16 protein-coding genes are annotated in these 21,875 nt (G+C 50.7%); 11 read left to right on the top strand and 5 right to left on the bottom strand.

What is annotated here, in order from left to right:
• Window positions 1-3 precede the first annotated feature (3 nt).
• From IEV98_RS06080 to IEV98_RS06065, 4 genes are all read left to right on the top strand, one after another.
• Entirely contained in the window at window positions 4-2,472 is a 2,469-nt protein-coding gene (locus IEV98_RS06080; RefSeq protein ID WP_188504988.1) for an ABC transporter permease, read from the top strand.
• A gap of 82 nt (window positions 2,473-2,554) precedes the next feature.
• Window positions 2,555-4,969, top strand: coding sequence for an ABC transporter permease (locus IEV98_RS06075; protein WP_188504987.1), 2,415 nt, complete (start codon window positions 2,555-2,557; stop codon window positions 4,967-4,969).
• 130 nt (window positions 4,970-5,099) lie between these two features.
• Window positions 5,100-7,496, top strand: coding sequence for an ABC transporter permease (locus IEV98_RS06070; RefSeq protein WP_188504986.1), 2,397 nt, complete (start codon window positions 5,100-5,102; stop codon window positions 7,494-7,496).
• Between the two features lie 38 nt (window positions 7,497-7,534).
• Window positions 7,535-9,898 (top strand): ABC transporter permease, encoded by a 2,364-nt coding sequence (locus IEV98_RS06065; protein ID WP_188504985.1) that lies wholly within the window; start codon window positions 7,535-7,537, stop codon window positions 9,896-9,898.
• A 51-nt stretch (window positions 9,899-9,949) separates the two neighbouring features.
• On the opposite strand, the gene IEV98_RS06060 is transcribed toward IEV98_RS06065, so the two are convergent.
• The gene (locus IEV98_RS06060) at window positions 9,950-10,930 is read right to left on the bottom strand and encodes an alpha/beta hydrolase (RefSeq protein ID WP_188504984.1); all 981 of its coding nucleotides are present in this window, start codon (window positions 10,928-10,930) and stop codon (window positions 9,950-9,952) included.
• Window positions 10,931-11,147: 217 nt separating this feature from the next.
• Window positions 11,148-11,453, bottom strand: coding sequence for a hypothetical protein (locus IEV98_RS06055; protein WP_229738599.1), 306 nt, complete (start codon window positions 11,451-11,453; stop codon window positions 11,148-11,150).
• A gap of 115 nt (window positions 11,454-11,568) precedes the next feature.
• On the opposite strand from IEV98_RS06055, the gene IEV98_RS06050 reads away from it, so the two are divergent.
• From IEV98_RS06050 to IEV98_RS06040, 3 genes are read left to right on the top strand one after another with little or no spacing between them, the layout of a single operon-like run.
• Window positions 11,569-11,766: a hypothetical protein gene (locus tag IEV98_RS06050; RefSeq protein WP_188504982.1), complete on the top strand. Its 198-nt coding sequence runs from the start codon at window positions 11,569-11,571 to the stop codon at window positions 11,764-11,766.
• Window positions 11,753-13,192: a hypothetical protein gene (locus tag IEV98_RS06045; RefSeq protein ID WP_188504981.1), complete on the top strand. Its 1,440-nt coding sequence runs from the start codon at window positions 11,753-11,755 to the stop codon at window positions 13,190-13,192. Before IEV98_RS06050 ends, IEV98_RS06045 begins: the two co-directional genes overlap by 14 nt.
• Before the next feature lie 33 nt (window positions 13,193-13,225).
• Window positions 13,226-13,756 (top strand): hypothetical protein, encoded by a 531-nt coding sequence (locus IEV98_RS06040; protein ID WP_188504980.1) that lies wholly within the window; start codon window positions 13,226-13,228, stop codon window positions 13,754-13,756.
• A gap of 14 nt (window positions 13,757-13,770) precedes the next feature.
• Here IEV98_RS06040 and IEV98_RS06035 read toward each other — a convergent pair whose 3' ends face one another.
• Window positions 13,771-14,568, bottom strand: a complete 798-nt coding sequence (locus tag IEV98_RS06035) for a hypothetical protein (protein ID WP_188504979.1) — start codon at window positions 14,566-14,568, stop codon at window positions 13,771-13,773.
• 5 nt (window positions 14,569-14,573) lie between these two features.
• Window positions 14,574-15,914 (bottom strand): OmpA family protein, encoded by a 1,341-nt coding sequence (locus IEV98_RS06030; RefSeq protein ID WP_188504978.1) that lies wholly within the window; start codon window positions 15,912-15,914, stop codon window positions 14,574-14,576.
• Window positions 15,915-16,128: 214 nt separating this feature from the next.
• Here IEV98_RS06030 and IEV98_RS06025 point away from each other — a divergent pair, with 214 nt between their 5' ends.
• Both IEV98_RS06025 and IEV98_RS06020 read left to right on the top strand, forming a co-directional pair.
• The gene (locus IEV98_RS06025) at window positions 16,129-17,442 is read left to right on the top strand and encodes a hypothetical protein (protein ID WP_229738598.1); all 1,314 of its coding nucleotides are present in this window, start codon (window positions 16,129-16,131) and stop codon (window positions 17,440-17,442) included.
• A gap of 13 nt (window positions 17,443-17,455) precedes the next feature.
• Window positions 17,456-18,205, top strand: coding sequence for a carboxypeptidase-like regulatory domain-containing protein (locus IEV98_RS06020; RefSeq protein ID WP_188504976.1), 750 nt, complete (start codon window positions 17,456-17,458; stop codon window positions 18,203-18,205).
• Between the two features lie 206 nt (window positions 18,206-18,411).
• Here IEV98_RS06020 and IEV98_RS06015 read toward each other — a convergent pair whose 3' ends face one another.
• Window positions 18,412-19,125: a LytR/AlgR family response regulator transcription factor gene (locus IEV98_RS06015; RefSeq protein WP_188504975.1), complete on the bottom strand. Its 714-nt coding sequence runs from the start codon at window positions 19,123-19,125 to the stop codon at window positions 18,412-18,414.
• A 175-nt stretch (window positions 19,126-19,300) separates the two neighbouring features.
• On the opposite strand from IEV98_RS06015, the gene IEV98_RS06010 reads away from it, so the two are divergent.
• Complete coding sequence (locus IEV98_RS06010; protein ID WP_188504974.1) at window positions 19,301-19,789, top strand: hypothetical protein; 489 nt, start codon at window positions 19,301-19,303, stop codon at window positions 19,787-19,789.
• A 77-nt stretch (window positions 19,790-19,866) separates the two neighbouring features.
• A complete protein-coding gene (locus IEV98_RS06005; protein WP_188504973.1) occupies window positions 19,867-21,810 on the top strand; it encodes an ATP-binding protein in 1,944 nt (647 codons plus the stop codon).
• Window positions 21,811-21,875: the final 65 nt, after the last annotated feature.

The raw sequence follows: 21,875 nt of genomic DNA, 5'->3' as shown, positions 1-21,875 counted from the left end.
CTTATGGTCAAGAACTATTTTAAAACCACCCTCCGCCACCTGTGGCGCAACCGGATGTTTACCTTGCTCAACATCTTTGGCCTTGCTATCGGCATCAGTGCCTGTTGGGTGATCTATCGCATCGTAGACCACGAATTCAGCTATGACGCGGATTTACCTAACAGTGAACGAATCTATAAAGTCATCAGCGCATTTAGCAGGGATGGCAAGGAATCCCGGATGGGAGGCGTATCGGCTCCACTTTACCAGGGAATCGAAGACGAAATCACCGGCGTGGAGCAGGTGGTTCCCGCGTTTCGTCAGTGGGCATACCGCGTCGAAATCAAACGGGAAAATCAACCCTTATTTGTCAAGGAAGAACCCGACGGCATCGTGGCCACCACATCATCGTATTTCGAGATGCTCCCTTACCGGTGGTTGGCAGGTGATAAGCGCACGGCCATGGACGCTCCAGAAAGTGTGGTACTCACTGAAAGCCGGGCCAGCCTCTACTTTCCAACAAGCGAACCGGAAGCCGTCCTGCATAAAACCATTACATATTATGGCCGCGATACGGTGACCCGCACCGTTACAGGTATTGTAGCCGATTATGACACGCCATCCGAGTTTACCGGCCAGGAATTTGTCGTGCTGCCCCGGGTCGCTTATGAAACCTATGTATGGACCAACACCAACGGTACCGATCGGCTATACCTGCAATTTGGCCAAGGTGTAGACGTGGATGCCAAGCTTCGCGAAATCAATGCGCTGGATGCCAGGCATTGGACCGCCCTTGCGAAAGAGCAGGAAAGTCAAGGAGCAAACAATATGCCCACACGTGGCCGCACCTATGAACTGCTCCCCATCCGGGATGTCCATTTTTCAACCGACGTCGCCGAGTTTGGCGTAACCAAAACCAGCCGATCGGTGATGTATGGGCTCGTCAGCATAGGCGCATTCTTACTGATCCTTGCCTGCATCAACTACGTAAACATGAGTGTAGCACAACTTCCGCACCGGGGTAAGGAAATCGGCGTACGTAAAACACTTGGCGGGGGTAGCTGGCAGCTCATCGGCCAGTTCCTCTCAGAGACCCTCCTTACTACTTTGGTGGCCGCAGTGTTGGCCTTCGGGTTTGGCCGAATGGCCTTTTGGCTACTGGCAGACATCATCCCACAAGGTGTTACGCCGGATGGGAACCTCATGACCTTACTTGCTTTCCTATTGGGTGTGGTGGTCTTGGTTACCCTGCTGGCAGGTCTGTATCCTGGATGGCTTATTACCAAGGTCAGGACCGTACAGGTATTCAAGAGTTTCTTTACCATCTCGGCGCCCAAAAGCGGATTAAACCTGCAAAAGGTACTAATTGTATTCCAGTTCACCATCGCCTTGGTGTTCATTATCAGTACCATCATCGTGGGTACCCAGCTACGCTACACCCTCAAAGCCGACATGGGTTTCAACAAAGACGCTACCATATTGGTGAACGTACCCTGGAAATACCTATCGGATACACGCTACCAAGACAAGCAGTTTACACTGCTCAACGAAATCCGTGCGCTTCCCGGCGTCGAAAAAGTGGCCCTGGGTACCGCGCCGCTCTCCTCGGGCTATTCGTCAAGTCCGTTCGGTTATACGCCTGCCGAAAAAGACCCGATTGAAATCACTGGTTTCAAAAAAAGCATTGATACCGCTTATTTGGCGCTTTACGAGCTGGAACTGCTGGCGGGCAGGAATATCCACGCGTCAGACACCATTTCTGAATTCCTCATCAACGAGGCTGCGGCCAAGGCACTCGGGTTTGCTACCCCAGAGGACGCTGTAGGGCAAGTCATCGGACAACGGGGCAACAGCATGCATCCCATTGCCGGGGTGGTCAAGGATTTCAACACGCAAGATTTTTACACGGCTATCACCCCAACAATCCTCTATATGGAGCGCACAGGGCTTTCTTCATTCAACATCAAACTAGACAGCCATGACCCCAGAAAGTGGCAGGCCACTACAAAAGCCATCGGCGAAAAGTGGGCACAATTTTATCCGGCCGAAGCTTATCAATACCGCTTTTACGACGAAACGCTTGAATCCCTGTACAATCAGGAACGGCAGGTTGGTAAACTGATTAACCTGGCTACCGGAGTCACGATTTTCATCAGCTGCCTCGGTCTGTTTGGCTTGGCTACACTGACCGCCTTCCAACGCACCAAGGAAATTGGTATCCGCAAAGTGTTGGGAGCTACCATCTCAGGGATTGTGGGATTGCTATCCAAAGATTTCGTCAAACTGGTGCTGATCGCTACCGTCGTTGCCTCACCCATCGCATGGTGGACCATGAACAACTGGCTGGAGGATTTTGTCTACCGTATTGCAATTCAATGGTGGATGTTCGTCGCGGCCGGGTTTGCAGCCGTGATGATCGCCTTGCTCACGGTAAGCTGGCAGGCGATACGCGCAGCGATAGCCAACCCGGTGGATAGTTTAAGAGATGAATGACAATGGGAATGGAAAGAGCTGAAACAAGTACGGATAGGAAGGGTCAAGGACAAAATCAAATTTAGTGTATCACGTATTTATTATGATCAGAAATTTCATCAACATTGCGTTCAGAAACTTCCGGAAACGCAAATTATTTACCGCTATACACGTATTGGGCCTAGGCGCTGCCTTTGCGTCCGCAGTGCTCCTGTTTCTCACAGCCATGTTTGAATTGTCGTTTGACAATTTCCATGCAAACCAGAACCGGATCGGTCTGGTCTATGACGAATCCAATCCGACGACGGGAAAAGAATACGGAGAGACGAAACCGGTTCCTTTTGGCCCTGCATTGAAAGCGGAACTCCCTGCCGTGGAGCGGATGTCCCGATTCGGAAACGGCGGTGTCTTACTCAGACACGGCGACAAGCAGTTTTCTGCGTCAGCACGATTTGTAGACCCCGATTTCCTGGAAATGTTCAGCTTTCGATTGATGAGTGGTGTTGTTACGGCACTGAACCAGTTAGATAACATCGTCATCAGCGGGACCATGGCTCAAAATCTTTTTGGGCGCACTGATGTCGTGGGACAAACACTGGAAGCGCAAATCAATGGGGAGTGGCAGTCCAAAACGGTTGCTGCGGTTACGGAGGTGCTCCCCAAAAATTCAAGCCTGACCTTCAATACACTGCTTCGCTTCGAACACATGATGCCGGATTACAGCGCTCAGCTTGACAATTGGGGCGACGCTAATCACAGCGTGTTCGTTCAGTGGGCAGGCGATAAGTTAGATCCCTTAGTCTTTAACCAACAAGCACGCGCATTCATGGCTACCCATTATGTAGGTGAAATCGCGAATCTGAAGCGAGATGGCGCAAAACCCGACGAAAATGGCGAGTATTTAGCTTTGAAGGTGCTACCCATGAAAGACTATCGCCTCAATACGTTGGGTATCGGTGGTGGTGGTCCACCTGCATTCCCTTGGATCTTGTTACTTATTGCAGGTTTAATTCTGTTTATCGCAGGGTCAAACTTTGTTAACTTGTCGTTGGCGGGCTCATTCACACGAAGCCGAGAAATCGGCATGCGCAAAACACTCGGCGGACGGCCTTGGCAATTGATGTTACAGCTTTGGGCCGAGGCATTATTGGTATGCCTTGCCGCACTCACATTGGGTCTGTTGGTAGCACAGGTACTGCTTCCGTCCTACAACGCCAATATGAACTACGGACTATCCATCCGCCAGTTGTTTGCCGACCCGAACTTCCTGCTCTTCCTCGCTACATTCCTGTTGCTAACATTCATCGCTGGAGGATATCCAGCGTGGATCATATCACGCGTTAACACCATCCAGACGCTTAAAGGTCGTTTTCAGTTCAATACCAGGGGAGGATTGCGAAACATACTTACCATCGTACAATTCATGATTACCATCGTGCTGGTAACCTGCACGCTGATCATGGGAAGCCAATTGCATTACCTTCATACTCGACCACTGGGATTTAACAAGACCGCCGTCCTCAGCATCCCTATTGGGGACGAAATCGATGGGGAACATGCGTTAACCCGTATGCGGGCGGAATTAGCGACCTTGTCTCAGGTGGAAAGTGTGAGTGGGTCAGACACCAATGTTGGCCGGGGGAGGGATGGAAGCATGTCAACCTCGCGTATTGGGTTTGAGCATGAAAATCGGATCATACGTACGCACTGGCAGCGCGTAGATTACGACTACCTGAAAACGTTAGACCTCCAGCTTGTGGCAGGGCGTGAGTTCTCCCGCGAGTTTACGGCAGATACCAATGCCGTCATCATTAACGAGCAAATGGCGACCCAATTGGGTGGTGTTGAAAAAATCTTAGGGCAAACGATTCCCATTAACGGCGGCAGTCAGGTCATCGGCGTGGTGAAAGATTATCATTTCAAAGATCTTCGCCAACAGATAGAGCCGCTCACTATGACTATTAATCCCCGAGATTTTCCACTGGAATATATCTTCATCAAGGTCAGGCCGGAAAGTCTGACGTCGGCGCTGGCGGCCGTGGAATCCCTATGGAAAAAAGTGAATCCCCACGCTGTCGATGTAGCATCCTATCTCGATGAAAATACGGACAACCAATACCGACGGGACCGGCGTGTTGCAAACATCATCATCGGTGGGGCGACCTTGGCCATCCTGATTTCGTGTATGGGCTTATTTGCCATCGCCTTGCTGGCTATCAACAAGAGGGTAAAGGAAATCGGGGTACGGAAGGTACTTGGGGCAAGTGTATTAGGCATCATTACCCTCCTTTCGCGTGATTTCATCAAGATGATGGGTATCGCCTTTCTCATCGGTGCGCCGATTGCTTGGTGGATTAGCAACAAATGGCTAGAAAGTTTCGCCTATCGCATTGATACACCCGTGGCGTTACTGCTCCTAGGTGGTCTTTTGGTATTGGGGGTTGCTTTGGCTACGGTCATCGTTCAGTCGCTGCGGGCGGCGGCGGCAAACCCCGTGGATAGTTTGAGAAATGAATGAAAGTTTAATTTTCGCCTATTGCTCCCCGACTGGATCCGATGCGCTACGCTGCCGTATCCTAGGTCGGGTCTGCAACAGGCGAAAACAATGGGGATGGAAAAGAAATGCGATGTACTAACTACTAAAGTAAATGATAAGAAACTACTTCAAAACAGCTTGGCGCAACCTCGTACGGGGCAAGATCTTTTCTGTGATCAACATTAGTGGGCTAGCCATTGGACTCACGGCATCCCTCTTGCTGGCGCTGTACATCAAGGACGAACTGAGCTACGACCGGTTTCATGAAAAGGCGGACCGGATTTACCGGGTATCGCGGGAGTTTCTGGCAGAAGATGGTTCAACGGATTTGCACTTGGCGGGTATAGCGCCACCCTACGGTCCGTTGATTGCCCAGGATTTTCCTGAAGTGGAACGGATGGTCCGCATGTTGGAAACGAGCCTTGCTATCCAGCATGGTGATGTGCTGTTCAAAGAAGAACGGGTATTTTTTGCGGAAGATGGATTTTTGGATCTATTTACGGTAAATGTGGTGCAGGGCGATGCGCATACTGCACTGAAAGAGCCGTTCACCATCATGTTGTCTACGCCCATGGCTAAGAAATACTTTGGCGACGAAAACCCGATAGGCCGCATGATACGCGTGAATAACCAAGGAGAAATGATGGTTTCCGGCGTGTTTGACCCGTTTCCCGACCAATCGACGATGCATCCTGAGTTTCTGATTTCGTTTGCGACATTGAATGATGACGATATATATGGTGCTGAACTTTTGCGGACGAATTGGGGCAACAACGCGTTCAATACGTTCTTACTGCTTCCGGAACACGATGATGCACAGAAGATGGTGGATGCTTTTCCTGCATTCCAGAATAAGCACATGGGTGAGAATACCTCCAAGTGGTCTGTACTTCACCTAATGAAGCTCACGGACGTCCACCTGCATTCGCATACCGATTCAGAAATAGAGCCCACATCAGACATCCGATATGTATACTTTTTCTCTGCCATCGCGCTATTCATCTTGGTGATTGCCTGCATCAACTACATGAACCTCACCACAGCCCGATCGGCCAAGCGCGCTAAGGAAGTGGGTATGCGCAAAGTGGTCGGCGCGCAACGCGGCCAGCTCATCAGGCAATTCCTTACGGAGTCGTTACTCTACACCGTCATCGCATTGCTGGTGTCGTTTACCTTTGTACTGGCCACACTTCCCCTTCTCAATAGTTTATCAGGCAAAAACCTCTTATTTGGCGATCTGCTTAGCCCGACCTTCATCGGCATCATAGTGACAGTGACGCTGGTCACCGCGTTGGTTTCGGGTTGTTATCCCGCTTTTTTTCTTACGGCTTTCCAACCCATCAAGGTATTCAAAGGCAAGGTGGCTACCGATGTTAAGAAGGGTATACTGCAACAGCTTTTGGTAACGGTACAATTCGCCATCGCTGTGTTGTTGATTATTTGCACGACAGTGGTGTACAATCAAATGCGGCACATCCAGGATTTCAAATTAGGTTATACCAAGGAACAGCTTATATTATTGCCAGCAACGGGAGATTCTACCACCTATGAATCGATGCGGCAACAGCTTGTGCAGCAAACAGGCATTGTTGACGTAGCCCGTTCGTCACGTATCCCCACGGGGAGGCTTTTGGATGGTCAGGAAGCTTTCGTCATGCGGGGAAGCGAATTACAGCCTTCGGGTATGATGATCAAAGGACTGGCGATTGACGAGCAGTTTATACCGACCTACCAAATCGAAATGGCTGCAGGGCGTAACTTATCCCGAGCCCACCCCACGGACCGTACCGATGGGTTTATTCTCAATGAGTCAGCCGTCAGCATGTTGGGATGGAACGATCCCGCTGAAGCCATCGGAAAAGCCTTTGCCTACGGCGACCGAAAGGGACAGATCGTCGGGGTTACCAAGGATTTCCATTTCGAGTCGCTGCACCAAGATATGGTGCCCTTGGCAATGGCCATGAGCCCCGATGGCTATGGGTGGTGGTCTGTACGGACATCGGGAGACATCCGTACAACATTGAATCACCTGGAATCGGTGTGGAAAGCCCGCTTTCCGAGCAACCCATTTCAGTATGAATTTCTGGACGACCGCTTCGGCGCATTATACGAGCGTGAACAAACCCAACAGATCCTATTTGGCATCTTCGCGGGTATTGCCATCTTCATTTCATGCTTGGGCCTGCTGGGATTATCCATGTACATGGCGGAACTGCGGATGAAGGAAATCGGCATACGTAAGGTACTAGGCGCTTCGGTGTCGGGTATTGTGCGTTTGCTTTCCAAGGACTTTTTGAAACTGGTATTGATCGCTATTTTCATCGCCACCCCACTTGCTTGGTGGATCATGAATGCTTGGCTGGCTGATTTTGCTTATCGGATCACCATCCAATGGTGGATGTTTACTCTGGCTGGGATTGCGGCGGTGGTGATCGCATTAGCTACGGTAAGCTGGCAGGCGATCAAAGCGGCAATAGCGAATCCGGTGGATTCGTTGCGGGATGAATGATATGTTTTGTCTAGTGTTTATTATCTAATAGCTAAAAAATGATAAGGAACCACCTTAAGACGGCCTGGCGTAATATCTGGAAAAGCCGATTTTTCTCGGCACTGAATATCGGCGGGCTAACCATTAGCCTGGCGGTCGGCATGCTCATATTGGCATGGGTGCAAGACGAATTGAGTTATGATCGTTTTCACGACAAGGCTGCCGATACTTATAAATTGGATTTATGGGGTGGTACCGGATCCAGCCGCCAAATTTGGGAAGCGACGGTAGCCCCAATCGGCCCGATGGCCAAAGATCAGTTGCCTGAGGTTGTGGATCAGGTACGCGTCACTTCTGCTGGATCTACCTTCTCATTGTTTGAATACCAAGATAAAGCCTTCGGCAACGAAAATGTCGTGTTTGCTGATCCTAGTTTTTTTACGGTTTTCGACTTTCCGCTATTATATGGGGATAAAAACAGGCCATTTGCAAACGATCAATCGGTAGTCATTACGGCATCCACCGCCAAAAAATACTTCGGAAACGAAGACCCATTGGGAAAAGTCATTGTGGCCGATTCAAAAACACCTCTCACCGTAAGCGGTGTACTGGCCGATTTCCCCAGTAATACCAGCTTAGGCTGCGACATGATAGTGCCCATCGACTATCATTTCAGGCATGAACTTACGCAAAACCACGTCGACCTGACCACCAATTTTACGTATTTCAATTACGATACCTATTTATTGCTTGAACCCGGCACGTCATTGACGGCGCTCAGCAAAAAGTTATATGATATCCATATCAGCCAAAAGCCAGACGATACCGATGCGGATTACCTCCCGCAGCCCATTGCCGAAACGCACTTATATCGTGCCGATGGGACAGAAAACGGCATGGGAACGGTACGCATTTTCACTGCAATTGCTATTTTGATTCTGATCATTGGCTGCATTAACTATGTGAACCTTTCCACAGCACGTTCGATGCTACGGGCCCAGGAAGTAAGCATACGGAAGGTCATCGGTGCTAACAAACGGAACCTATTTTTGCAATTTTTCATTGAGACAGCATTGGTTTTTATCGTGTCCGCTGCCCTTGCCATCGTGCTGATGCAAGGGTTGATGCCCGCATTCAATGATTTATCCGGAAAAGATCTACGTATCGACTTTTCCGACGACCATTTTTGGCTGGTGTTTGGGTCATCGACGCTGGGTACCTTATTGTTATCCAGCATTTATCCGAGTATATTGCTCTCCTCATTTGCTCCTATTGCGGCAATGAAAGGCAAAATCTCATCGGCGGCTGGTAATGTTCTTTTCCGCAAAGCACTGGTGATTATACAGTTTGTCATATCCATCACCCTCATTACCGGCACTATCCTCATCACACAGCAGCTGGATTATATGCGCAAGAAAGACCTTGGGTACGATAAAGAGCAGGTATTCGGTTTTTGGATGCGCGATATGGCATCACATTATGATGCCGTAAAAACCGAATTGCTCAGGCAACCGGGGGTGGAGGAGGTTACGCGATCGTTGGGCAATATCCTTTGGCTAGGCCAGATCACGGGAAGTGCCGAGTGGGATGGAAAGGAACCAGGATCGACGTTCATCCTGCGACCGGTAGCCGTAGACCATGATTTCCTTTCGTTTTATAGGATGTCCTTGGTAGCAGGAAAGAACTTCACCGGCAGCCCAAGTGACAGTACCCACTTTATCCTGAATGAAACCGCAATAAAAGAAGCTGGTATTGAAGATCCAATAGGCAAGAGATTCCGCGTTTGGGATACCGAGGGAACCATTATCGGTGTTGTGAAAGACTTCCATTTCGCTTCTATGAAGCAAGAAATCAGTCCGGCGATTTTTGTATACGCGCCTGATCGTGCAAACCTGATGCAAGTCCGCACGACCGCAGACAATGCAACGCAAGCCATCAAAGCTGCGGAGATCGCATTCAAGAAATACAATGGAAAGTATCCGTTCGATTTTAACTTCATGGACGAAACGTTCAACTACCTGTATGCCGGCGAGATACAACAGGCGTCCCTCTTCAATTACTTTTCGCTCATTGCCATACTGATATCGTGTTTGGGATTGCTCGGACTGACCACCTTTACCGCTTACCTGCGCACCAAAGAAATCGGCATCCGCAAAGTTTTGGGAGCGTCGATGGCAAGCATCGTCAGGTTGCTGTCGGCTGATTTCTTGAAGTTGGTCCTGATCGCCGTCATGATCTCCGCTCCTATCGCATGGTGGCTGATGAATCGGTGGCTTCAGGATTTTGCCTACCGCATTGATACGGAGTGGTGGATGTTTGCGGTCGCGGGATTGGCAGCTGTGGCCATCGCCTTGCTCACGGTAAGCTGGCAGGCGATACGGGCGGCGATAGCGAATCCGGTGGATTCGCTTAGGGATGAGTGATGGAGCCGCCTTCGCAACGGGCTAAAACAATGATGGAGGAAAGCGCTTGGGTTATGCTAGCGCCGTCTTCAAAGCTACTGCTGCCTGCTGAACTGCGGTTCGAATCGCAGAGACGTTGGCAATGGGATTCAACAGGCCAAAATCGTGGATCAAGCCGCCGTGCCGGGTAAGCGTAACCGCTACACCCGCTTCGTCTAGTTTCCTGGCATAGGCTTCGCCTTCGTCCCGTAGCACATCGTTTTCTGCCGTTTGCACTAATGCCGGTGGCAATCCTTTTAGCTGCGCTATACTGGCCTGCAACGGAGATGCATAGCTTTCCTTTCTTTTGTCCACATCGGGCAGGTAATTATCCCAGAACCACTTCATCATATTTTTGGTCAAGAACCGCTCATTCGCAAACAAATTATACGATTCCGTTTCAAAATTAGCATCGGTGACCGGCCAAAGTAGCAGTTGAAAGTTGATTTTAGGCCCATTTCTGTCTTTTGCCATCAACGTAATTACTGCACTCATATTTCCCCCTGCGCTATTCCCCGCTACGGCAAGCCTGTTGCCGTCTACCCCGATCTCTCGCCCATGCTGAGACACCCATTGCGTGACCGCATAGATTTCTTCTATAGCTGTTGGGTAGCGAGCTCCTGGTGAACGGGAGTAATTGGGAAAAACAGCAACGGCTCCACTCTCTACCACCAAGTCCCTTACTAATCGTTTGTGGGTTGGAAAATCCCCCAACACCCAACCACCGCCATGAATGAAAATAAAGACGGGGGCATCATCTTTTGCGCCATCAGGCTTGACAATATGGATTTCCACATCGTAGCTATTTTGCGAAATCGAACGTACCGATTCCTCAATACCCGAATCATCAACTTCCACAGATTGCTGTGCATCTACCAGCACCTGGCGGGCTTCTTCTGGACTTAATTGTTCCATAGGTTTACCGTCGCCCGAATTGGCAGCCTTCAAAAAAGACCGTATTTCTGTAAAAATTTGTGGATCGCTTTCGCCTTTGTGATTCCGTTGCTGCGTCATGGTATGTTGTTTGATGTTGCGAATGATGTCTTTTCATAACAACAACTTTTAATGGACAAAGTTTGAAAGCGTGGTTAGCTAGCCTGTCCGCAAATGGGCAACCCGTGTTCGATATCGAACACGTGCATCATTAAAAACAAACCTAATCTATTGATTATAAAATAGCTGTCTTTTTGGCGCGAAAACTGTAACGGTTTAGTCGCAAAATGATCAAGAACTATTTAAAGGCCGCACTACGGAGCTTAAGGCGGAATCGCAGTATACGACCCTGCACATTATCGGGCTGGGCGTCGCTATTGCATGCGGACTGTTTATCTATCGGTATATCACTTTCCACAACAGTTACGATAGCTATCATGAACGGGCTCCACAGACTTACAAGCTGGTATCGGACATCTTGTTGGAAAATACGGCTTACAATGAAGGTGCGTCCGAAAGCGATTGCATTGCTCACGGTGAGTTGGCAAGCCATACGGGCGGCAGTAGCGAACCCTGTTGAGGCGTTGCGTGATGAATAGTCCATAAAATCACATTTCTTTATCGGCATACATCGCCGCTTATCGATTCCAAACGTCCCTTGTCGATTCGCAAATTGCCAACTGAAAGGAATCGCTTCCTTTGTGGAAAAATAGCAGATTATGTGTCAGCAAATTATCAAAGAATCGACAAACTACATGAAAATGTTTGAGCTGCTCGCCCATGCGAGTTCGGCTACGACCAACAGACAAAATTCTTCCCTGCATCAATCCGTCGCACAGCCAGCAGGTCGCACCACCTACGAATCGGATCTACCGGTTCTTGAAGCGCATATTTTTTCACTCCTTGGCATTGATTGACATGCGTTCGCTCTTCATCACAATCGGGTTGGGGGCGCTATTGGTCGGTGCTTCACCCTTATCCGCACAAACGCCTACGCCAATTGTCGGGGGTGCCTATCCGCTGCAGATCGACCTGCCCTTATTCGACCTCCCGTTTCAGCGGGATGCGGCGCGTGCCGGAGAATTGTTCGATAGCTATTCCATGCAGCAAGCGCTCGCGGTGACACAAAACCTGCACCGTGTCAACTACCATTTCAACAATAAACTCTGGCAGCGTATTATCCGCCCTGACAACAAACGAAGGCATGTCTACAACCGCATTGCAGCCAACATCACTTCCGGCCTAGTTGATTATGCGTTTACCTACTACGGTGTTGTACTCTCGGCCCAATGGATGCACGAAGAATTCCATCGGGCTGGATTGACCATACGGGGCATAGCGTCTTACGACGAGACGTATAACCGCTTCAATGGCGGATTCGCGAATGGATCGGTAAGCCGGGTGAAGGATGAAGACCTCATCCGGTTGAAAAAAGAAGCTCCGCAAGAACTGGTCCGTAGCTTCGCCGCTGGCATTGAAAGCGAATTCTTGTTATTGCGGGGACTGCAAAAGGACAATTTTTTCAGCGACTCCAAGCACGCCAATATCGCACTAAACATCCTGCTCACGAAGCATGCCATCGACTATGTGAATCAGTTCAAACAAAAAGACTACAACGGCAGCATCGACAGCATGAATGCGTATGGGCTGACCGTGGCCGACCGCGACTTTGTGGGTTGGGACTTTACGCCATGGGTATATGACTTGCACCGACCGGACGAGCCTTACGAAGCACGCGGCACACACCCCAGCGGTGTGGGCATCGACCGCGCCATTAAGACAACGGTACTGACTGACAAAGAATACCGGTACCTGGAAAGGATGGGCAAAATGCAGTACCTCAATTTCCTTTCGCCCTTTATGATCGGTATCAACCGTATCCGCCTGAATGACCAGACGGCATTTAACGTTGCTGTGAGACACTACCTCAATTCGTTTGGATATGACCTCACGGCAGATTTCTTTCTCGATCACCGAGGGCGACAATACCTCGTCAGTCTGCACGGTTACCGCAACAACCATAGGTTGGTCCCCGGCGTAGAGGTAGAACGGAGTCCTTATACACTCGGCCTTGCCGGAAAGGACCGCCTGTTGCTACAACCCTCGGCTATGCTCTGGCTGCAACCTAAAGGCTTCCATGATCGTCAGGCCACTCCAGGCGGATTGCTACGGCTACAGGGAGCCTATGTATTGGATAAAACGTGGCGCATTGTTGCCGTCGCCGAGGGCAAGACCCAAGGCTGGGTGGCGGGAAACCCTTACCTGGATGCCAAGGCAAGTTTCCGGCTCGGGGTGTCTGCATGCTTTCATAGGGGGAGCAAACAAGCGGCATCGTTGATGTGAGCCGTTACCCATTATTTTGTATTTTTACGTCCGATGACTACCGGTTCAAGATACCGCCAACTCCGTTTGGCCTTGCTGCCCTTGTTGGGCTGCATGGTGGCAGTGACGGGCGCCCAAGCACAACGGGCCTCGGGGTTTATACCCATAAACCGACTGGGCATATCCTATCAACGAGTCATAGGCATAGATCTCGGTCTCATCGCCTACAACACCTTATATGGATCACAAGAACGAAGTTTTTATGACATTTCCTTGGGTGTCGAATCCATATTCGCTCGGCAATTCGCACTCGTCCCGAAACTGAACGTAGACGTAGGTATCCGATCCTCCTTGTTTGACGCGGCGACCATCGGTGGCGGATTTGACGTGGGGTGGTATATGGATTTTCCCAACGGCAACTGGCGAATCACGCCAAAGGCGGGGGTCACGTTAGGATCGATATTCCGGCTATATTATGGCTATCACCACTATTTTTCCAAACCCGTTCCGTTGGGCACGGGCCGGCACCGCATTTCCTTCGAGCTGAATATTGCGGCTTTTCATGATTTTAAGATCGGAATCTAACACGTTTTGTATCGTTACTTATACGGCTGCAATGCCTCCACTAGCTCCCGGTAGTCTTTCCGCATCAATCCGGGCCCATCGGTAATTTCCCATAAAGCCCCCTGGATCATCGTATAGATAACGCGCCACTCGGGTATTTGATAGTCTTCGTCGAACATTTCCTGCGGGTTATAATGCTGCGTGAGCCGCAGTTTGGGATAAGCCTTGAGCAGCTCCAGCAGCTTACGGATGTTCGGGTCGGTGGTTACCACACCGGGTTCGTACATGTCTTTGCCGATGGGATAGTCCTGTGTGTCCCACTGCTGGTTTTCCTCCCACGGAAATGCCATGGAATAGTTAAGGCAACCCAAGCCGAGGTATACAGTGGTTGTATCCGCAGGCGGATTGACGTCCGCATAGGTAGGCGGTACCTGGATGCGTACCGTTGACGTTAAGATACCGTTCTGTGTGCGTCCCTCGTGTTTGAACAAACAGATTAACCCACTCGGTATTTCTACGGTGACCGTCACATCCAAGTTGTTGATAAAATTCACATCGGCATAAAATGTGTTCAGGCTACCATGTAGTAGTCCGAGATCGGGGCTGAATGGTTTGTCCGGCCGCGCTACAACTTCGATTCCATGCGGCAGCTGCCAGGGTACGCCGGCGGGAATGCCGTCATTATCGCCCAGACCCGGTTTGTCTTTTGAGGACGGAATGACCATATCCCAATCGTTGCCTTCTTCCAACGGATCCGGGAGGTCTGTCCCCTCTCCTTTTCCGCAACCGACCAATAGCCAAAGCGCTACCGTATAATACATCCACTTGCTCATCAATCTTATAATTTAATAAATTCTACCCTTCTGTTTTGCGCCCGGCCTGCCGCTGTCTGGTTGTCGGCTACCGGCTCCGCTTCACCCTTGCCCCCCGTCTCCAGTCGGCTGCCTTCAATCTGATATTCGGCTTGCAACACTTCGCTCACCGCAGCGGCCCTGCGCCCACTGAGTTCGAGGTTGGCCTTATCGTCGCCTACGGCATCCGTATGGCCGACGATGCGTACACGGATGTCCGGATGTCCGGTGAGTACTGCCGCAATAGCTTTCAGCACACCGGCGGATTCCGGCTTAATGGTCGCTGAACCGGTATCAAACAAGATGCCTGTTGTACTGAACTTACCCGCTTCCACCAGCTTATGCCGGGTATCTGGCAGGCCTTTGGCAATCTTGATATTACCGAAATAAACACCGATCTGTTCGTCGTTGTACGGGCTGCTGCTTAGCTTGAAATAGAGCTGGTTGAACTCACCTGCTTTGGCGATGCCTTTCGGCACATCATACAGTTTTTCGCCATCCACCCAGATACGCAGTCGTTCTTTCTGCCCTTGGATGGCTACGTGCGAGACTTTCCCATACCATTGACTTACCAATTGATTCCTCGTGGGTGGACTATTGAAATAACGGATATACTTCTCGTAGCTCTCGAGCACGATGTTTCCGGCATCGGAGAGCGGGGAAACTTCCACATAAAACGACTTCTCGCCCTTCGGATCGGACAAAAGTTTATTGGAGGTCGTGGATTCGCCACCGGAGGCCAGCAAACCGAACTGGAAAGACGGTGGCAGCCACCCTTTGAAATCATACTGCAGCACCATATCGAATTCGACCGTAAAGTCCGGTCCGAAAGGCTTTTCGTTGGCCGTTAAGACGACCGTTCGCTGTGCCATACGCAGCCATTGGCCGGGAATATCGTTCAGGCTGACGATTACCGAGCCACCGTTGCTATTCCATCCACCGGGCAGTTCGCCGATGGCTTCGCCGGAAAAGTCGTCGGCATACAGCACCGAGTCGCCCGGAATGAAATCATACTTGCTGAACGCTTGAATGGAAGCCTTGGGGTTGCCCGTCGTATCACTTCCAGGTGCCGCAAGCTCGCCATTTGCTGATGGTTGACCACTGGACCCTGAGGCCTTACCGTCTGCCGGTGTTGATGCGGACTCGATAGCCTTATCGATGCCTTTGGAGACCGCTTTGTCGGTTTCGTTCAGTACTTTCTGGGTAGCGGTCTGCTCCGCACGCCCTTTTATTTTATTGAGGATAGACTGCGCTTGTGCCACTACCGGTACGGCGCCGAAAAGTACGGCAACAACCGTGAGACCTTTTACTGAAAAATACTTCATCATACTAAAATTAATCGGCACAAAGCTAATTGCTCCAGTCAATTGCCGCCTTCCGTTTCGACAAACAGCAATATAAAGGCACGAACGCATTATAGCTTCGACGAAAATCAGTGTTTCACTCATCGCTGTTTCGAGCCCCTTTGTCGACGCTATCGATCGTTTATCGAAAACAAGAAAGGCAATTGCGCGAACTGCCGATACTTGCCAAAAAATGAACATGAAATTCGTCAATATGTACACCTATCGGCTGGCCGGCGGACTACTCCTCTTACTCGCACTTTCCTGCAGCAAAGACACGCCCGCCATCGAAGAACCGCGCCCCGTATTCGGCGAGCCGGTAATCAGACCCAAAGGGCAGCCGATGGGCGATGCCGTATCGACGATTATCGATGCCCGGGGCGGCGTGCTGTGGTTTCACGGCGCAGTACGGCTGGAAGTTCCGCCCGGGGCGGTGGAACAGCCCACGGCATTCGGCATCCAGCCCATCGCCAATACGCTCGATGGTACTTCTCCCTATCCGGCCTTCCGGCTCACGCCGGAGGGCACCCACTTCAAAAAACCTATCCAGGTGTCGTTTATATACGAGCCCCAAACCGGTGGTGCCCCACAGACGCGTATGGTAGCTTTCCAGAACGACAAAGGTGTTTGGTGTGGCGTTTCCACGGCATTGGACGAGGCCCAGCATCGCTTGACCGTGGCAACCACACATTTCAGCGACTGGGTATGGTTTGATTTGCTGTCGCTTCGGAAAGACCGGGAATCCATCGGGGCCGGAGGGACGGTGAACCTCCAATTGCTGCAACAAGTGCTGGGCGAGCTCGTCCCCGCCAATCATATCGACAGCGTATCGCTCGGTGCCATGGACGACATCGGTTATTGGAAAGAAGATATAACGATAAGTAACTGGAAGATCGTATCGGGCCCAGGCAAGTTGGAACCGCAGGCGAACAAGTATGGCAAACTCGGTGATGCGGTATACACAGCGCCAGCAGTCATCAATGAAGCAACCGAAGTCGAAATTCAGGTGGAAGTGGAAAGCAAATACGGTTACATCAGCGACCCTACGGCGCCCGATGGCCGGCGAAAGCTTGGTAAGCTGATCCTGCTCACGAAAATCCTGCTGGAGCCCGATCACTATTTTTTCCTTGAGGTAGACGGGGTGCGCCAAGACCTATCGAAGGGCGCATCGGGGGCGGTCATGGGCGGTCAGATTACCGTCAGTAGCGCCAATGAAGCAGGTGTGACCGTCACGTTGGGCTGCTTTGGGACCGGCTCGGGCACGTACCCCGGCGGTATCAATTCCGGCGAATCGTTTATCCTCGTGAGTGTACCTTCCGGCGGAACCCGGAAGTCTTTTCACAACGTCTACGTCCAATGTCCAGACATCCGCTATAGTGGCGTTACCGAAGTTGGAATCACGGATGGCGCCATCGAAGGCACATTCTCCGGCACGGTCTATTATAGCGACCAAGCATGCGGCTACAGCGATAGTAAATCGGTGAAATGCACATTCAAGATTAAGCAACATTAATTCAGGTAATCATATGGAATATACCAAAAAACAGTTCACGCGAGGGATTACGCTCTTGGCATGGAGCGTGATACCGCTGCTAGATAGCGGTTGCACAAAGACCAAAGACGGGCCAGACGGCGATGGCGCACGAACTGGCTATGTAACGGGTATTGTCAAAGACGGGGCCGGAAAACCGCTGGAGGGCACGCACATTATCATTGACCATAGCATCTTCTTCAATGCCAACATAACCACCCGCACAAACGGCGAAGGCAAGTACGCCATCAAGGTACCGACGGGCTCGTGGTACGCATTCGCCAAACGGGAAGTCGCATACAACGGCAAGACCTATTCATTTTATTTACACCCTGATAACCCCACGGGTTTCGGGGACGAAGGTGCGGTGCGCAATTTCGTATGGAAGTTGACGGGCATCATGCCCGAGCCACTTTCCGGTCATTATGGAGGACTAGTGACCATCGATAACTTTCCGGGGATTTACATCGAAGCAACCGAAATCGATTTTCTGCTCACTCCGATTGGACCGCTGATTGATGGCAGCCAAGGGGAGGCAATCCACTTAAAAGCTGAAGATGCCCACACCCTCAGGGACATTCCCATCGGCCGTTATCGGCTGACCGGTACATACGGCGGGAAACCGGCAACCTTCCGCCGGTGGAATTCGGACGACCCGTTTGTGGCGGACTACGAACTCCACTTCGAGCCGCAGATTGCCGCGCAGTGCGACAATTGCGCAAAACTGGAATATTATTGGGAATAATAACTTGCAGCCTTTTATGCAAAAAGCGGAGTTCCAATTCGAAGGACCTCCGCTTTTTACGCTGACTATTCATCGTTTACGTTTCTTTCGGCACGTGTAAATCAACCAAACAACCATTTTAAGAAGCAGCAATAGCAATATCGCCAATCCAACCAACACCCAACGCAGTCGCTCCCCGTCTATATAAAAATAACCCATGTTCCCCTCTAAAGAATCAAGGATTTGATACCGTTCAAGTAGTGTTTCCCTACACCGATTTCCTGTCCGTTTTCCATCACCAAGTAGAGCCTACCGAAATCACGATAGCAAGCTTCGATACGTTCGATATTGACGATGAACGAACGATGAACGCGCAAAAACTGTGAATTATCCAATCGACACGCGATGCTTCCGATACCCGAAGAGCTTAGGAATTCGCCATGCCCCGTATAAACCACGGTATAGTCGCCCGCAGCTTTCAGGTAACGGATATCGAGCATGGCAATGCGCCGCAGCCGATCCCCTTCTTCCACGAACAGGTGGTTGGGCTGGCGGGTGGACACGCGCGCATGCACCGGTACATCGGTTGCGATGGCCGGGCAAGCCACCTTCCGCAACGCCGCATCCAATCGCGCCGCGCCATAGGGTTTTAATAGGTAGTCGAGCGCTTGATGATCAAACGCTTGTAGCGCATACGATTCGTTCCGTGCCGTGTAGATAACCTTCGGCATATGATCCGCCTTACGGATCAGGTCAAACGCCTTGTCTCCCAGCTGCACATCCAGGAAAAGCACGTCGGGCTCGAGCGCATTTACATAACGGATAGTCTCGTGGCAGCTCCCGCATTCACCGATCACGCGAAATCCGGGATGGTTATCGATGTGCTGCCTGATTTGCTGGCGATGCATGGGCTCCCGGTCGGCAATTAAAATGGTATTCATCTTTTTTCGAACTAGTAAGTAGATGCAAAACTAGGCTGGCGTTTGGTGTTAAAATAGCGCAGTTACCGCCGAAAATGGGATTACGTACTACTACTGAATTTAGCCGATTACCGGCTCTCACCGATTGGACACCGAGCGAAAACACCTACTTTTGCTTGCATAAACAAGTCAAGTAATGAAGATAAAGACAGTACACGTGACCACCTTACTAGCAATCGGAACCATGCTTTCCGCCGCCAGCTGGCCTAACAAACCGATGTCAACCGCACAAGCCGCACCCTTTGGTGACCGCTATTGGGTATTGACATCGACGACCATCCACCCCGCACTTGATGTCGATATGGATGGCGAACCGGATACCGACCTGACCATCTTGCGGGAACCTTGTGAACGTGATGATGTCAGCAAATACCGGAGCGACGGTGTTATCCTGACGGACCACGGATCGGAGCGTTGCGACGAAGAGGAAGAACATGAGGAAGAAACCGGCACTTGGTCATACGATGCATCGACAAAAACGGTGACGATGGACCACTACCATAGCGATAAACCCGTGATAGCCACCGTCTCGTCCGCCTCGAGTACGAAGATTGTTTTAACCTCGCGCCATGAATCGGCACACGGTACCCATACCATCACCGCGGTAATGACCCCACGCAACTAAGCATCGGATGAAAAATCGTTGCGTGTGTAACATTTCCAGTCCTTGTTTCGTCTACACGTTGACTAAAAACGGCCAACGTGTACCTGATTACATACCTGCTTTCATCATTACTGCTTTTTGGATTGTGTGCTGATCTTTCGGCGCAGGAAGCCAAATCAGATAGCGTACGGGTTTTTGCGCTCATCGACATCGCAAAGGAAAAACAAGCGCAAGGCTTTCCCGATTCGGCAGAACATTACTTCAAAAAAGCAGGCCAACTGGTGGAAGAGCTCGATTCCGATATCGGGCGGATTGCTTATGCGGGTCATTATGCTGTTTTTTTATACCAACAAGTACGCTATGACGAAGCACTCACCCTTGCCAAACAGCAGCTGGCGGCTAGTCTCAAAGTCAACAATAAGCAGAAAGCTTCGTATGGATACAACAACATGGCCCTCCAATACCAAGCACAGGGTAAGCTCAAGCAGGCCGCCGAAGCGTTGATGAAAGCCCTGGAGCTATCGTCCGGAATCGAAAACCCCACACATCGTGATTTATCGGACCGCCGGAAATTCTACAACAACCTCAGTTCACTGCTCCTCGATTTGAACGATATCGACAAGGGGTTGCAGTATGGATTAAAATCACTTGAGATTGCGGAAGAGCTACAGGACACCGTTGCCGTGGCAATGAGCCTGGTAAACATATTGGTAGCCGAGGCGATGGCCAACAAGCTCACCGATGCAGAACAGCACGCCCTGCAACTGCTTGCTATCGGTCAGTCCCATGGCGATGTACAAACGAAACTGACCGCCTACATCAATCTCAGCGACATCTATCGCCGCCAAGACCGCCTTCCGCTCGCCCTTGAAACGTATCAGAAAGCCGAGGTATTATTGCAACAGGCACCTCCCGGCAACGAAGTATACGTACTGTCTGGCATTGCCACCGTATACAAGAATATGGGCCAATACCATCAAGCAAGTTCCTATTTTGATAAGGCGCTCGTCTTGGCCAGGGAAGAGCTTGCCAAACCCAAGCTCATTGAGCTCTACCTATCCGGCGCGGAAATCAAGGAAGGGCTGGGCAATTATCGGCAAGCCCTTCAATTCCGCAAGCAGTACGAACGCCTCAGCGACTCCCTCTTGAACCGGGAAACACAGCAAACCATCCAAGAGTTGGAGGTAAAATACCAAGCAGCGGAGAAAGAAAAATCGATAGCCGAACAAGCGCTGAAGATCAGCGAACAACAGGCTCAGCTCGACCGCAAAAACAAATGGATTGTCCTGGCTGTTGCATTGGTCCTCCTCTTGGTTTTATTGCTTATGTCCAGTCGGCTCATCAGCCAGCAAAAGCGAAGGACCGAAGCTTCCAAACAGGAAAACCGATTGCTGGAAGCGCAGCTTAAAGGCGAAGAGGAAGAGCGGGCAAGGACGGCCAGGGAGCTGCACGACGGTGTAGCCAGCATTCTTTCGGCGGCGAAGCTACAGGTCAATGCATTAGCTGATGGCCATCCGATACCGCAGTTGCACATCGGTCAGCTCATTGAATCAGCTGTGCAAGAAATTCGAAACATCTCACACAATCTCGCACCGGAAATCGTACTCACCGAGGGGTTCGCCTATGCCATACAGGAATTTTGCCAAAGAATACGCCGACCCGGATTGCAATTGGAATGCTACATCATAGGAGCGATACCCCAATTGGACAAGAAGGCCGAGCTCCTCCTATACCGCATCGTACAAGAGTCCGTAACCAATATGGTGAAACATGCCGATGCCACCGAGGGTATTGTACAGGTGGTCGATGGAGGTAACCGTCTCGCGATTACCATCGAAGACAATGGAAAGGGATTCGACCCCGAACAGTTGACAGCGGATGGTATCGGGCTCAAGAATTTATCTTCCCGGATACAACTCGTGGGCGGCACCTATGAAATCCGTTCCGCGCCGGGGAAAGGAACATCTATTTACATCGAAATCGGAACGGATAACCACCGTCCTGTCAAGCGGGAGGGAGCCGAGGTTCGAACCTACGGTTAATCAACTTTCCGTAGTACCACGGATGGCGGGTGGTCGATTTTTAGTTATTTTGCACAAGCTTTGGA

The sequence above is a fragment of the Parapedobacter pyrenivorans genome (genome assembly GCF_014636865.1).
In the GTDB taxonomy this organism is placed as follows: domain Bacteria; phylum Bacteroidota; class Bacteroidia; order Sphingobacteriales; family Sphingobacteriaceae; genus Parapedobacter; species Parapedobacter pyrenivorans.
This window is presented reverse-complemented; position numbering and strand designations above follow the sequence as displayed.